Annotated in this window: 11 protein-coding genes and 1 pseudogene; 6 read left to right on the top strand and 6 right to left on the bottom strand. The window is 61.2% G+C overall.

The features are described 5' to 3' along the window. Positions 1-43: 43 nt before the first annotated feature. Positions 44-1390: an oxygen-independent coproporphyrinogen III oxidase gene (hemN, locus tag IM737_RS19595; protein WP_236896972.1), complete on the top strand. Its 1347-nt coding sequence runs from the start codon at positions 44-46 to the stop codon at positions 1388-1390. Here hemN and IM737_RS19590 read toward each other — a convergent pair. From IM737_RS19590 to IM737_RS19575, 4 genes are all read right to left on the bottom strand, one after another. Beyond that, positions 1387-2001 carry a Crp/Fnr family transcriptional regulator gene (locus tag IM737_RS19590; RefSeq protein ID WP_236896970.1) on the bottom strand — a complete coding sequence of 205 codons (615 nt, stop codon included), beginning with the start codon at positions 1999-2001 and terminating at the stop codon, positions 1387-1389. The genes hemN and IM737_RS19590 overlap by 4 nt on opposite strands. A gap of 193 nt (positions 2002-2194) precedes the next feature. Beyond that, entirely contained in the window at positions 2195-4216 is a 2022-nt protein-coding gene (locus IM737_RS19585) for an ATP-binding protein (protein ID WP_236896969.1), read from the bottom strand. 88 nt (positions 4217-4304) lie between these two features. Next, positions 4305-4808, bottom strand: coding sequence for a molybdopterin-dependent oxidoreductase (locus IM737_RS19580; protein WP_236896966.1), 504 nt, complete (start codon positions 4806-4808; stop codon positions 4305-4307). A gap of 9 nt (positions 4809-4817) precedes the next feature. Next, complete coding sequence (locus IM737_RS19575; RefSeq protein ID WP_236896965.1) at positions 4818-5858, bottom strand: HD domain-containing phosphohydrolase; 1041 nt, start codon at positions 5856-5858, stop codon at positions 4818-4820. 384 nt (positions 5859-6242) lie between these two features. Between IM737_RS19575 and IM737_RS19570 the strand changes: the two genes are divergently transcribed. From IM737_RS19570 to IM737_RS19555, 5 genes and pseudogenes are all read left to right on the top strand, one after another. After that, positions 6243-8216 (top strand): methyl-accepting chemotaxis protein, encoded by a 1974-nt coding sequence (locus IM737_RS19570; protein ID WP_236896962.1) that lies wholly within the window; start codon positions 6243-6245, stop codon positions 8214-8216. Between the two features lie 9 nt (positions 8217-8225). Then, positions 8226-8507, top strand: coding sequence for a hypothetical protein (locus IM737_RS19565; RefSeq protein ID WP_236896960.1), 282 nt, complete (start codon positions 8226-8228; stop codon positions 8505-8507). Positions 8508-8643: 136 nt separating this feature from the next. After that, positions 8644-8772 (top strand): annotated as a pseudogene (locus IM737_RS21085) (MarR family transcriptional regulator); the annotation flags it as partial. Between the two features lie 135 nt (positions 8773-8907). Then, positions 8908-9804 (top strand): ROK family protein, encoded by an 897-nt coding sequence (locus IM737_RS19560; RefSeq protein WP_236896958.1) that lies wholly within the window; start codon positions 8908-8910, stop codon positions 9802-9804. Positions 9805-10077: 273 nt separating this feature from the next. Then, positions 10078-11220 carry an ROK family transcriptional regulator gene (locus IM737_RS19555; RefSeq protein ID WP_236896956.1) on the top strand — a complete coding sequence of 381 codons (1143 nt, stop codon included), beginning with the start codon at positions 10078-10080 and terminating at the stop codon, positions 11218-11220. On the opposite strand, the gene IM737_RS19550 is transcribed toward IM737_RS19555, so the two are convergent. Together IM737_RS19550 and IM737_RS19545 are read right to left on the bottom strand one after the other, a co-directional pair. Then, positions 11178-11525 (bottom strand): hypothetical protein, encoded by a 348-nt coding sequence (locus tag IM737_RS19550; protein WP_236896954.1) that lies wholly within the window; start codon positions 11523-11525, stop codon positions 11178-11180. The genes IM737_RS19555 and IM737_RS19550 overlap by 43 nt on opposite strands. Beyond that, positions 11525-13312 (bottom strand): methyl-accepting chemotaxis protein, encoded by a 1788-nt coding sequence (locus tag IM737_RS19545; protein WP_236896952.1) that lies wholly within the window; start codon positions 13310-13312, stop codon positions 11525-11527. Before IM737_RS19545 ends, IM737_RS19550 begins: the two co-directional genes overlap by 1 nt. Between the last annotated feature and the right edge of the window lie 204 nt (positions 13313-13516).

Below are 13516 nucleotides of genomic sequence, written 5' to 3'. Positions count from 1 at the left end.
CGCAGATCGGCGCTAGACCAAGCGCGCCAAACCCGAGACGACCATGACCGAAGACCTTGCCACCCTCCTGACCAAGCCCGTGCCGCGTTACACCAGCTATCCGACCGCGCCGCATTTCCATGCTGGCATTGGGCCAGAAACCCATGAAGGCTGGCTTCGCGCGCTGCCGGACGAGGCAAGGCTGTCGCTCTATCTGCATGTGCCCTTCTGCGATCGGCTCTGCTGGTTCTGTGGTTGCCACACCAAACAGGTCAATCGCCATGCGCCGGTCGTGGCATATCTCGACGCGCTCGAGGCCGAGATCGAACGGATCGGCTCGCTGCTGGGCGACCGGCAGGTCACTGCCGTCCACTGGGGCGGTGGATCGCCGTCGCTGCTGCTTGCCGATGACATCGTGCGAATGGCGGGAGCCCTGCGCCGTTCCTTTGCGTTCGGCGAGCAGGTCGAGTTCAGTGTGGAACTGGACCCCAATGACATGGCCGCGGATCGCTTTTCGGCATGGGCCGAGGCTGGGATGACGCGCGCGAGCATTGGCGTACAGGATTTCGATCCCAAGGTGCAGGCCGCCATCAATCGTATCCAGACCTTCGAGCAAACCCGCAGCGTCGTCGATGCGGTGCGTGCAGTCGGGGTGACATCGGTCAATATCGACATGCTCTATGGGCTGCCGCACCAGACCGTCGCGGGGGCAACGGAAACCGCCCTGCAGGTTGCGGCCCTTGCCCCCGATCGGGTCGCCCTGTTCGGCTATGCCCATGTGCCCTGGATGAAGAAGCACCAGACAATGATCGACGAGGCAGCGCTCCCAGGCGCCCTCGACCGCTATCGGCAGAGCCATGCCGCAGTGGAAGTGCTGGTCGCCGCCGGATACGAACGCATCGGCTTCGACCACTTCGCCTTGCCTGAGGACACGCTCGCCGTGGCCAACCGGTCGGGTCGCCTGCACAGGAATTTCCAGGGTTATACTGCCGACGAGCAGGACGCGCTTATAGGACTGGGTGCCTCGGCCATCAGCCGTTTGCCGCAGGGCCATGTGCAGAATGTGGTGGCGACGCACGAGTATCAGCGGCGGGTGCAGGCGGGCCAAAGCGCGGTGGATCGCGGCGTCGCGTTCACCGCAGACGATATCCTGCGCGGTTATGCCATCGAGCGCCTGCTTTGCGATTTCCGGCTCGACTTCGCCCACCTGCGCGCGCGCTTCGGGGGGAGCGCGGAGGCCGTGATCGAGGATGCGGTTGCGATCGCGATGGACGATGAACTCGGGCTGGTCCGGCTGTTGCCGGGTTGCCTTGAAGTCACCGATGCTGGCCGCCCCTTCGTGCGGACCGTGGCCGCCGGTCTGGACGCCTATCTCGACTCCGGCGCGGCGCGCTACTCAAAGGCCGTTTAGCCGCAGCGGCCGCGCAGCCGCCCGATATCGGGAATAGTGATGTGCCGCTTGTTGCGAATGGCGATGATCTCAAGGCGCCGCAGCTCGGTGAGCTGGCGCGAGACGGTCTCGATCGAGAGGCCCAGGAAGTCTGCAATGTCGCGACGGGTCAATGGCAGTTCATAGCTGATCGTGCCGGGGACCACGCTGAATTCCGGGCAGAGATGCACGCCAATCAAGTAGAGAAAGCTGGCGACCCGCTCGGAAGCCGACTTCTGGCCCAGGGTGACCATCCATTCGCGAGCCTCGTCGAGCTCCCGCAGTGCCTCCGACATCAGTCGGCGCTCCAGAGGACGGCTTTGCTGCAGCAGGCCCTCCAGCACCGCGCGCGGGACATGGCACAGCCTGACCAGGGACGCGGCCTCGGCCGAAAGCATATTGTCGGTAGCAAACAGACGCCCCACGAAATCAGGGGCGAATTTGAGGCCGACAACCTGCTGCCGCCCGTCTTCCAATACCTTGAGCAGCTTGATCACTCCGCTGACTACGCTGGAATAGCCGGTGATGGCAGTTTCATCGCCAAACACCTCGGTCCCGGCCTGGTACACGACGGTCCGCGTATGGCGCGACATGACCTGAAGCTCCTCATTGCTGAGGGCGCCGCACACGCCCGCGCGCCGCACGGCACAGTGGCGGCAGGCGAGCGGTTCAGCTGAATCTGGCTGGTTTATCGACACTGGTCACCACGATTTGAGACGCAATCGTGGGATTCTAGCGCATCTCCGGGCTGCGCCCTTTGATCTAGGTCTAACGCAGCCGCATTTGTCAGGCAGCGAAACGGCGCAGATTTTCGATTGCCGACGGACTGGTTTCACCGTGTCGCAGGTGTTCGGCCTGTTCGGCGAGCCGCCGGAAACCGAGCGTAAGCGAGGCCCCTTTGAGGGTGTGCAAGACGCCGTCCAGCCTGTCACCGTCCAGTTCGGCCCGAGCGCTCAAAGCCTGGTCGATCAGGCTCACCGCGTCCTGGCGGAACTGTGCGAGCAACGCGTCGAACGTGTCCTGACCCAGTTCATCCACAAGAACACGCTGATATTCCAGGTCGACGATGACCTCCGAAGCCGGCAGTTGTATCTCGGATGGTGGCTGCGCCTTGTCGAGCACGGCCGCGAGCTTGTCGCGGGTAACCGGCTTGGCGATGAACTCGTTCATACCAGCCGCGAGACAGGCCCTCCGGTCCGTATCGAAGGCATTGGCCGTTAAGCCAATAATTGGGGTGCTCAGTCCCATAGCGCGCGCCTGGCGCGTCGCTTCCAGCCCATCGAGTACGGGCATCTGCATATCCATGAAGACAACATCGGGGCCGGCTTTGGCGAGGCAATCCAGGGCGTCCTGCCCATTGTTGGCAAAGAGGACGGTGTACCCCATTCGCTTCAGCAGGGCGCCTGCGACAGTGCGGTTGACCTCGTTGTCGTCCACGACCAGGGCCGTTCCCGATCGCATAACTGGATCGGGCGCTGGCTGTGTTTTCTCGCTCTGCGAAGCCGCATGCACATCCGCCACGGGAATGTCGATCCAGAACCGGCTTCCCTGCCCCAACTGACTCTCGACGCCGACATCCCCGTCCAACGCCTTCGCAAGGCGCTTGCAGATGGCAAGGCCCAGCCCGGTACCACCGTGCGACCGCGTGTTGGAGCTGTCGAGCTGGCTGAAATCCTTGAATAGGCGGGGCATGTCGTCGGTGCCAATACCGGGACCGGTATCATTGACGCTGCAGACCAGCCTCTCTCCCACGATCTCAGCCTTGATGGATACCTCACCCGCCGCGGTGAACTTGATGGCATTGCCCACCAGGTTGATCAAAATCTGGCGGAGCCGTCCGGCGTCTGTGGTGAGCGCGACGTCGGGGTAGTGAATGGCAAGCACAAGACCCGCACTGGCTGCCCGAGGCTGCATGATCGCGCGGATCGACTCCATGATATCAGCCAGCGCAAAGCTGCGCCTGTCGATTGTCACCGCTCCCGCTTCAAGCTTGGAATAGTCCAGTATGTCGTTGATGACATCGAGGAGAACATAGCCGGACTGGCGGATCACCTGCAGTTGCTGGCGCTGTTCGGTGGTGAGGACGGTGGCATCGACAACGTCGGCCATCCCGATAATGCCGTTGAGCGGTGTTCGGATTTCGTGGCTCATGGTGGCGAGGAAACTCGACTTTGCCCGGTTGGCCGCCTGCGCGTGCTCCGCACTGCGGGCATGCCGCCGGCTGAGCAATTCGATCTCGCGACCGCTTCGAGAAATATGCACCAGTTGCGCCGCCAGCAGCGCTACGATCAGAACCAGGACCAAAGTTAGCGCCGTAACGGATGCGCCAATCCACCCATAGGTGACCAGAGCCTCAGCGCGCTCCTTTACGCGCATGCCGTTGACTGCAGCATTTGCTGCCATAAGAAGCTTTCCAGTCGCCTCTTGAATGTGCCTGGCCTGCGCCAGGATGGCCGCGACTTCGCGGGGCGCTGCCGTAGGATCGGCGGCAATTGAATCCATCGTTGGAGCCAGCGCAAGAACGCGCTCCGACACTAACGCGGCGCTGTCCGAAACGCTTGGCGCCTCGCCGAAGGCAATGACGTACTTGCCACCACCAAGCAAGCCGATCCGACTGTAGAGCAGGTCGTATTGCAGCGTCAGGCGCTCGGGTGTGGACCCTACTGGATCGAGTGCGGCCTCGATCAGTCGCGCGGCTTCTCGGTCGGCCTGAAATGCGGCCCAGACTGCGTCCTCTCGAACGCTTTGCGCCACGCTGTCCTGTCTTTCGCGCAGGCTGACAAACAGCCAGACCGTCGCGACCAGCAAGACGGCGCTGGCCACTGCCAGCAGGATGATGCCGGCGCCGATGCGACGAGAAACCAGCCGTCGCGACTTGAACAGGCGCCTGGACATTCTATTGGACGGATATTGCGGTGACCTGCCAGACCGACCGACCGAAATAGACCTCGTTGTAGAGATCGGGCTTGGCGTCGAACGGGTAGATCACGAAGAGCGGCCCCTTGTCCCGGACCGAGAGGACCTCACCATTGAGACGAGACGCGAAGATGACGGGGCTGTCTTGGAAGTCGGTCAATGGTATCTCGGCAGAATAGCCATTGAGGGCAGTGACTATGACCACGCTGCCCTCAGCACCAACCGCTTTGAGAAGTGCCGCTGCCAGTGGGCCGCTGAAGGTCTGTTCGCCATCGTACCAGGGTGTCTCGGTCACCGTCGTACGCTGGGCCAGGGCATCAAGCATGGCGAGGTCGAACTGTGCCGTCTGCTCGATATTGGTGTTGGCAATGCTACCGCTCACCGTCAGAACCACGGGGTCGCTGGGCAGGGAAAGCGTTTCGGCAAGAACGGAATGAGGCAGCAGAGCAAGGGCAATCAGGGTGCTGGCGAGCGGAGTTCGCATTGGGAATCCTTAGGCGGCGATGACGAGGGGGGGGGTGACAGTGGCCGAAATACGCGACCAGGCGCGGTCGAACGCGGCCACGCAGGCGGGGTCAAAATGGCTCCCGGACGAGCGCATAATTTCTTCCCGGGCGACCTCGATCGGCCAGGCCGGTTTGTAGCTGCGCTCGCTGCACAGGGCATCGAAGACATCGGCAACTGCGGTTATTCTGGCCGACAAAGGAATCTCGGTACCCTCCAGACCCTGGGGATAGCCCTTGCCGTCCCAGCGCTCATGGTGGCTGGCAGCGACTGCCGCCGCCATTCGAACCAGATCGGAATCGCCATCGGCGAGAATTTGGGCGCCGATGGAAGCGTGTCGCTGCATGATCGCGCGTTCGTCCGGATCAAGCTTCCCGGGTTTGTTCAATATGGAATCCGGAACACCGATCTTGCCGACATCATGGAGCGGCGCGGCCAGGGCCAGGACACGGACGAAGCTCTCGTTGAGCTGCATTTCCTCGGCGATGAGCCGGGAGACCTGAGCAACGCGACCCACGTGCTCGCTGGTCTCATTGTCGCGAAACTCGATGGCGCGCGCCAGCCGATAGACGATTTCTTCCTCGCGGCGCTGCAGATGCTCAGTTGCGAGATCCACCTCGGCCTTCAGACTCTGAGCCCGCTCGGCAAGGGAATTCTGGGCCTTGCGCAAAGCCAGGAGATTGGTGACGCGCGAGCGCAGCTCAACCGGCTCGACAGGCTTGGTCAGGAAATCGGTGGCGCCGCTGGCTATGGCGTCCAGCCGGAGCTTACGGTCGGCGTCCGCGGTGATCATGACGACGGGCACATGGGCGTGCTGGGGCATTGAACGCATCGCCTGGATGAGTTCGAGGCCATTTAGGCCGGGCATGAAGAAGTCGACAATCGCTAGGTCGCAGGGCTGGGTCAGCAGATCCGCCATAGCCTCGCCGGGATCGGTGAAGCCGACGCAGAGGACGCCCTCCATACGACTAACAATGCCACTTAGCACCGCCAGGTTGGTTGAGTTGTCTTCAACGATGATCACACGCATCGGCCATCTCCAAAACATCGTCATTTATAATAAGTTCCAGGAAGGAATACTATTGAAGCGTGCCGAGATCGTTTCCCCAACGTTAAGACGCGCCCACACTCCCTAGTGCACAAACCGCCGAAATCCCCAATATATGCGCTCCACTTGGCGGCAAAATCGAGCATTTGCCCTGGCGAAGGGCGCTCTTGTAAACATTTGTTAAAATTGCATACGTATTAAATATTTCTATGGAACGAATCTAACGGAAAAGGCGCGTAAGCCAGTCCCTCGTTCCCGCCTGCCTAACGCGTTGGGACGCGTTGGAAGGTGCAAGCCCCCATTGCGTGATTGCTCCGCCGCCGCCCGGACTCTCACCACGATCTCGCGGCACAGGACGCCGGTTTCATGTCGCTCAAGACAAGATTGATCATCTCTCTCTCGCTGTTATCGGCCATCATCGTGGTGCTGATAGGGGCGGGCTTTGTTACGCTCAACGTACTGAGCGCTCAGACCAGAAGCCTGCTGGCAGCTCACATTGAGCCCATGCGCGACCTCAAGACGATGGTGGACTCCTACGCCGTTTCCATTGTCGACAATGTCCACAAGACGCGCGCCGGCACTGTCGACTGGGCAAAGTCGGGCCAGATTACGAACCAGGCAAAATCCACGATTATGATGGCCTGGTCGGCCAATGTTGCGCGCACCGAGGCTGAGCAGGCGGCAGCCGAAACTATCGAATTAACAATGGTTGCGGCAGACGAGGCCGTGGCCGAACTGGATGCCATTATCAAGGCGCAGGACGCCGAGGCGCTCGTCGAATTCGCAGAGAAACGCCTCTACCCCGCCATCGATCCGGTCAGCACAGCCGTTGCCGCGTACATTACCCTGCTGGAAGAAGAAGCGGTTGAGGACATCGAGAGCCAGGCCGCGCTGCAGTCGCTCGTGCAATGGGCGATGGTCGGCGCGGCGCTGATCGCTGCCATTGCCATCGGCTATGGCGCCTATGTGATCCTCAAGAGTGTGGCGAACCGGTTGCGCCAGATGGAGAAAGCGCTCACTTCGGTAGCCTCCGGTGACTTCGGCAACGCCATTCCGTTTTCGAGCCGTCAGGACGAGATCGGTCGCATGGCGGCCGCGGCCGAAATCTTCCGCCTCAACGGCCTCAAGGTGGCCGAATTGACGGAAGCGGAGACAGCGGCACGCGCGCGCCGTGACACAGACCGTCGGGCGATGATGGCACAGTTGCAGTCCGCTTTCGGCACAGTGGTTTCCGCCGCCAGCGCTGGCGATCTTAGCCAGCGCGTGGTTGCCGATTTCGCCGACAGCGAGCTCAACCTCTTGGCCGAAGACGTCAACAGGTTGCTCGGCACGGTCGAGCAGGGCCTGGACGCGACGGCCAGCGTCCTTTCGGCCCTGGCGCGGGCTGAACTCGACCGCCGCGTCGAGGGACACTTCGAGGGTGCTTTCGGCCAGTTGCAGCGCGACACCAATGCCGTAGCCGACAAGCTCAGCGAAATCGTGAGTGACTTGCGCGAGACTTCGGGGGCATTGCGAACTGCAACCGGCGAAATCCTGGCTGGCGCCAACGATCTCGCCGAACGCACGACCCGCCAGGCTGCAACGATCGAGGAAACCTCGGCTGCAATGGAGCAGCTCGCGGCGACCGTTGCCGACAATGCCCGTCAAGCCGAAAGCGCATCCAAGCTGGCGATTACCGCCGTGGACGGCGCGGCGGAAACCGGCGCGTCGATGGAGCAGGCCAATCAGGCCATGGAGCGCATCAACACGTCGTCCAAACGCATATCCAACATTATCGGCATGATCGACGATATAGCCTTCCAGACCAACCTGCTGGCGCTCAATGCGTCGGTGGAAGCGGCGCGCGCCGGAGAGGCCGGCAAGGGGTTCGCCGTGGTCGCTCAGGAAGTCCGGCGCCTGGCTCAGTCAGCCGCCGAGTCCTCGACAGAGGTCAAAGGGCTGGTCGAACAGAGCTCAAACGAGGTCAGTACGGGCACGCAACTGGTGAGTGGAGCTGCTGCGCGGATTGCCAACGTCCTTGCGACCGTCAAGCAAAGCGCCGAGACGATGCAATCGATTGCCGGGGCAAGCCGTGATCAGGCGGCGGCAATCGCCGAAGTCAGCACAGCCGTTCGGCAACTTGACGAGATGACCCAGCACAATGCCGCCCTGGTGGAAGAAACCAACGCCGCCATCGAACAGACAGAAGGCCAGGCCGCAAATCTTGAAAGCCTGATCGATGTCTTCAAGCTCGGCGTGAGGCCGCTCCACGTTATCGTCCCCACCCCCAAACTGGTCGCCGCCCCCCGAAGGCCGACGGTTCGGCGCGATGGTTTGGCCGTCGACTGGAATGAGTTCTGATCCACTCTGATGGACGACATCACGTCAAACGTCATCGACCTGCAGGCGCGGGTGGCGCTCCTGCGGGCCACGACAATCGTGGAGAATGCCGCTGCCGCTGCGGCCGATCTGGAAAGTGTGCGCACAACGCTGCGCATGCTCAATCTCGTCATCCAGTTGCATGATCTGGAAGGGATCCCTTTGGCGAATCATGAGCACATAGTTCAACTGCTGGACGGAATAGCTCGGGAACTTTCAGAATGCATACGTATTCTCAACGTTCAAACGAGAGAATCTCAACCGATTCCATAGCCAAATTGCACTGTGGCCTTCACAACTCCTCGCATGCGCTGCATTAGTTCCAGTCTGGAACTGTTCGCCCGAGCGGCGGTGCATTGTGGGAATCGCATTGAGCAAGCGCGACGTTTTCGAGCCTTTGGCCCGACGTATGGCATCGTCTGGTCTACGCCAGAACAATGAGCGTGCCGTACTAACGGTCGTGGCGACGGATCCTGGTTCTTCGGCGGCGCAGATTGCGCGCAGGACCGGTTTGGGTCCGCAATCGGTTTCGCGCATCCTTAGCGAGTTGGAGAGCGTCGGACTCGTTTATCGTGGTGACGCGCGCCGTGGACAGCGTGGACAGCCCGCTGTGCCGATCTACATGGATCCGGCTGGCGCTTTCTGCGTTGGCTGTGAGATCGGCAGGCGGCACATGCATATCCTCATCCGCAATCTGGGCGGCGAGATCCTGGGCGAGCATCGGCAGGAATACGATTTTCCGCAGGCGTCGACCGTCTTGAAGGAGATCGCGTCACTCACGCAGCTTCTTGTCGGCCTGGTGCCGGCGGAGTATCGCTCGCGCATCCTGGGCATCGGCCTGGCCATGCCCACAGGAATTGCCAGCAGTGCCAGTCTGCTCGATACTCCAGTCGATGTCGCGAAGGCGTGGCTCAATCTCGACGTCGCGGCAAAGATTGAAGAACTGACCGGACTGCGCGTCTACGCGTTCAATGACGGCAATGCTGCGTGCTGGGCGGAACTGGCTGCACATCCAGTGCCGCGCCCGAACAACATCGCCTACCTGCAGGTGGGGACCTTCATTGGCGCTGGTCTGGTTGCCGAGGGACGTTTGTGGGAAGGGCCATCTGGGAACTCTGCGAACCTGGGTTCTATGATGGTTACCGACCGCGACGGCAAGCAGCAGTTCGTCCATCTGACGGCGTCCGTCTTCGCTCTTGAGCAGCGCCTGAAGGCATCGGGCAAGCCGGTGCCGAAAGGAAATCCGATCGATTGGGACTGGAGTGCCTTGGAGCCAGAACTTGGCGAGTGGCTTGACGAGTCAAGCCGCGCCCTTGCCAAGGTCATCATCAACACGTCTGCCGTCATGGAGTTCAGCGTTGCCATCGTTGATGGGGTTATGTCTCGGCCTGTGGTAGAGCGGTTGGTGGATCTCGTTTGCCAGCGCGTGCAAGAGTTTCCTGTGTTGAGCTCGGACAAGCCTATTGTCGAAATTGGTCGCCTCGGAGGGGCGGCGGCGGCGCGCGGTGCCGCGCTCAAGCCGATCTTCCGCCGGCTCTTTTCACGGGATGCCGCAGATATTGTGGATTGAACCTGCTCCCATCAAGGTTGCGAGCCGCGCATGTAGCGGGCCGGCAAAACGCAACCAGTGTACCAGCTTTCGAAGCCCCACCGGCTGGTCACCTCGCTTGATCGTCCGCCCGTTTCGACCTGGTGTCAGCCATCGTGAGGCTTCATCCCGAGGCCATTCACTGCATGGGCCGACCGTAGGATTGGGAAAACCACCAATTTCCCCGGCTATTGAACGCACGAAGGATGCGCGAGCCTTGGTCATGCTTGGCGTCAGGCTGAATGGGGGGTGCTATTGCGGCGCATAGTTTTTGAACCCGGTCCAAAGCGGCTGGACGCAAGTGCGGTGCACAGCTCAAACCTGCGGTCCGTCCTGGCGGCCATTGCCGCCAACCCCGGCAGCACCGCAGCGGACACTGGGCGCATCACCGGCCTAAGCCCGGCGACGGTCAGTCGTTTGATCGACGATCTTTTGGGCCGCAATCTACTCCTTCAGGGTGACCGAGTACGCGGCAGGCGCGGGCAACCAGGACTGGCGCTGTGGTTAAATCCGGAAGGAGCCTACTCGGCCGGATGCCAAATCGGCTTTGGCCAGTGCTACCTTTTCATCCGCTCCCTTGGTGGACAGATCTTGCATGAGCAGGAATTCGCCATCGAACAGTGTTCCTATAGCCATGTCGCCGCGGCGGTCGGTCGGGCGTTCGACCTGGCAATGAAACGGCAGGAACCCATCGTGAGGGAGCGGTTCGTTGGCCTGGGTGTCGCCGCACCGGCAGACTTCGACCGCTTGTGTCAGACCGTCCTGGGCACACATTCGGAGGGCTGGGATGAGCGCACCTTCTGCGCAGAGCTGCAACGCACGATCGACGTACCGGTGACAATGTACTCCACAGGAGCTGCCGGAGCGTGGGCCGAGCTGGCGGCAACACCGCACCCGCGTCCTGCCGACTATCTCTATCTCTTTGTCGACCGGTTTGTGCAGTCGGGTATGCTGTTGGATGGGAAGCTCTGGGTCGCTCCACAAGCACGACATGGCGGGTTGGGACGGATGTTGGTGGCGCAGGAGGCCCAGTCGGCCCGCGTCTATGACTTGGTCGGCGCCCAATCATGGCTGCAAGAGGTGGCCATGGCTGACGGGGCCAACAAGGACGAGGTAGTCGCCCGTTGGGCAAGTAAGGCTGCGGCGGCCCTGGCACAATCGGTACAGGCATTGACAGATGCCATGGACCTGCCCCTGTTGGTCATCGATGGAAGCCTCCCGCCGGACCTTGTCGGGACGCTGATCGCCGAGATGACCTCGCAGCTGCCGCAATACGCCTGGGCCAACCCGCCACATGTGAAGCGTGGGGTGGCAGGCGCTCATGCGCCTGCAAAGGGCGCGGCCTTGAGACCGCTTTACAATGCGTTTTTCTCTGACGAGATATCCGTTGATGGCTGAGGCTTGGCTTGGATGTCCCAACCATCCAAGGCTGTCCCCGCTGTGCTGAATGTCTTTCCCAGTCGGGAGAAACCGACTGCGACGGACCCCAGATGGCCCGAAAGATCGCCAGAGGTATTGAGCGTAGCGACCTCGGCACTCAATTGGACCATGAGGTCCGCGAGCGCCTTGGTATGGCTGGCCAGTTGCCCGATGGCCTCACGCTCATTTTGCCTGGCACTCGGATGGGCCGGCGACAGGTGAATGACATTTCTGTCGCTTCCGGCAACCGGCCCAAACGCGATGGTCTGATTGATGCGCCCCATCAGAACTCGTTCCAATCGGCTGCAATGGCGGCAGCACCATCGGTGAGGTAAGTTCTGGCCGCTGCTGCTTTACTGGGTCTGGGACTCTGACCAGGCTTCGCCTTGACTATCGGGCTCGTTGTTGCGTCGACCACGAACACTTCGATAAGGGTATCGACGCGGCCGGCCTGTCCCTCTGTCTGTTCAATTGCCGCGTTGGTCTCCTCAACCAAAGCCGCATTGTGCTGGGTCATTTCGTCCATCTGGCGGATAGCCGTGTTGACCTCGGCAATGGCACTGGCCTGTTCGCCATTGGCCCTGGCTATCTCGTCCATCAGCAGGGCGTTTTCCTGAACGCGCCCGACCATCGAGTTGAGCTGTTCAGTGGCGGACGCCACTAATTTGGTCCCCTGGGACACGGCAACGCTTGATTGCTCGATCAGTCCCTTCACATCGCTCGAGGCACTCGCAGCCGACTGCGCCAGCCGCCGGACTTCCACGGCCACCACGGCAAAGCCCTTGCCGGCGTCACCCGCCCGCGCCGCTTCCACTGAAGCGTTCAGTGCCAACAGGTTGGTCTGGAAGGCGATGTCGTCAATCAGCCCGATGATATTGGAAATCTTGGATGCCTGCGTGGTGACAGCCTCCATGGCATCGTTGGCCTGCCCCATGACGTCGCCGGCTACTTTAGCGCCATCCGATACGCTTCGAGCTGTAGTGCGGGCGGTATCAGCACGCTTGGCATTGGAAGTGACGGCCTGCGACAGCTGTTCGACTGCCGCGCTCGTCTCTTCGATTGCGGCCGCCTGCCGCGTTGTCCGCTCCGCCAGATCGTTGGCGCCCGCCAGAATTTCCCCCGTTGCCGCGCGAAGGGCCCCGGAGGTTTGGCGTAGTTCCTGCACGATTGTGCTGAAGCGCCCAACTGTTTCGTTAAATGCCACCCGGACCTGGTCCAGCTCGCCGGGGAAAGTGCCGTCGATGTGGCATGTCAAATTGCCTTCCGCGAGTAGACCCAGCACATGGCTCAGCTCGTTGACCGCCGCCTTGCGGGCGGTGATGTCAGTTGCGTACTTGACAACTTTGTAGGGGCGTCCGCTTCCATCATAAATCGGGTTGTAGGAGGCCTGGATCCAGACCTCGCGCCCGTTCTTGCCAATGCGCAAGTATTCTGCGGCCTGGAATTCGCCCCGCCCCAAGCTGCGCCAGAACTCGGCATATTCCGGGCTCGCCACGTCCTGTGGTCGAACGAACATGCGGTGATGCTGGCCCTTGATTTCGTCAAGGTGATAGCCGAGCGCGCTACAGAAGTTCTGGTTGGCGGTGAGCACCGTTCCATCAAGGCTGAATTCGATGACCGCCTGCGAGCGCGATATCGCGGCAATCTGGCCACGCGCGTCTACCGACTGGTTGTGCCTCTCGGTAACGTCGGTGGCTATCTTGACCACACGGTAGACTTTGCCGTCCTTGCCAAGAAGCGGGTTGTACGACGCTTCGATCCAGACCTCGCTGCCGCCCTTGCCGATGCGCTTGAAAAGCGCCCGCTGAAACTCGCCCCGCACAAGCTTGGCCCAAAATTCCTTGTAGTCCGCAGATCCTGCATAGGCAGGCTCAAGGAACATGCTGTGATGCCGCCCCTGAACCTCAGACAGCGTGTACCCCACAACGCCGAGGAAGTTCTCATTGGCAGTCAGGATGGTGCCGTCCGGCTGGAACTCAATGATGCCTTGCGACTTGTGGAGCGCTGCAAGCGTGTCGGCGTTAGCCAGGCTCTTGTCTGTATTACCGCGTTGGAAGAGGGGGAAACCCATAAGCCTGCGTCCTTTCATTGGGGGCAACAGGAGGGTAGGCCCAATTGGTTAATTGAATCCTTGAGCGCTGATATTTAAGCGAAGCTGCTCACATTTTGAGCAAGTGGCATACTGGCAAGACTCTCGCGTCTGCATTATGCCAAGAGGTAAGCGTTTCGAATTGACCTGGATCAAGTCCGAGACCCATTTCCCAAGATCGACTCA

Source organism: Devosia sp. SL43, assembly GCF_021729885.1.
Taxonomy (GTDB): domain Bacteria; phylum Pseudomonadota; class Alphaproteobacteria; order Rhizobiales; family Devosiaceae; genus Devosia.
Note: the sequence above shows the minus strand (reverse complement) of the source record. Positions and strands in the feature narration are given on the sequence as shown.

Bases quoted from the DNA above. Each gene is read 5' to 3' on its own strand.
- hemN (WP_236896972.1), top strand. From the start codon at position 44: ATGACCGAAGACCTTGCCACCCTCCTGACCAAGCCCGTGCCGCGTTAC.
- IM737_RS19590 (WP_236896970.1), bottom strand. From the start codon at position 2,001: ATGTCGCGCCATACGCGGACCGTCGTGTACCAGGCCGGGACCGAGGTG.
- IM737_RS19580 (WP_236896966.1), bottom strand. From the start codon at position 4,808: ATGCGAACTCCGCTCGCCAGCACCCTGATTGCCCTTGCTCTGCTGCCT.
- IM737_RS19575 (WP_236896965.1), bottom strand. From the start codon at position 5,858: ATGCGTGTGATCATCGTTGAAGACAACTCAACCAACCTGGCGGTGCTA.
- IM737_RS19570 (WP_236896962.1), top strand. From the start codon at position 6,243: ATGTCGCTCAAGACAAGATTGATCATCTCTCTCTCGCTGTTATCGGCC.
- IM737_RS19565 (WP_236896960.1), top strand. From the start codon at position 8,226: ATGGACGACATCACGTCAAACGTCATCGACCTGCAGGCGCGGGTGGCG.
- IM737_RS19560 (WP_236896958.1), top strand. From the start codon at position 8,908: ATGCATATCCTCATCCGCAATCTGGGCGGCGAGATCCTGGGCGAGCAT.
- IM737_RS19550 (WP_236896954.1), bottom strand. From the start codon at position 11,525: ATGGGGCGCATCAATCAGACCATCGCGTTTGGGCCGGTTGCCGGAAGC.
- IM737_RS19545 (WP_236896952.1), bottom strand. From the start codon at position 13,312: ATGGGTTTCCCCCTCTTCCAACGCGGTAATACAGACAAGAGCCTGGCT.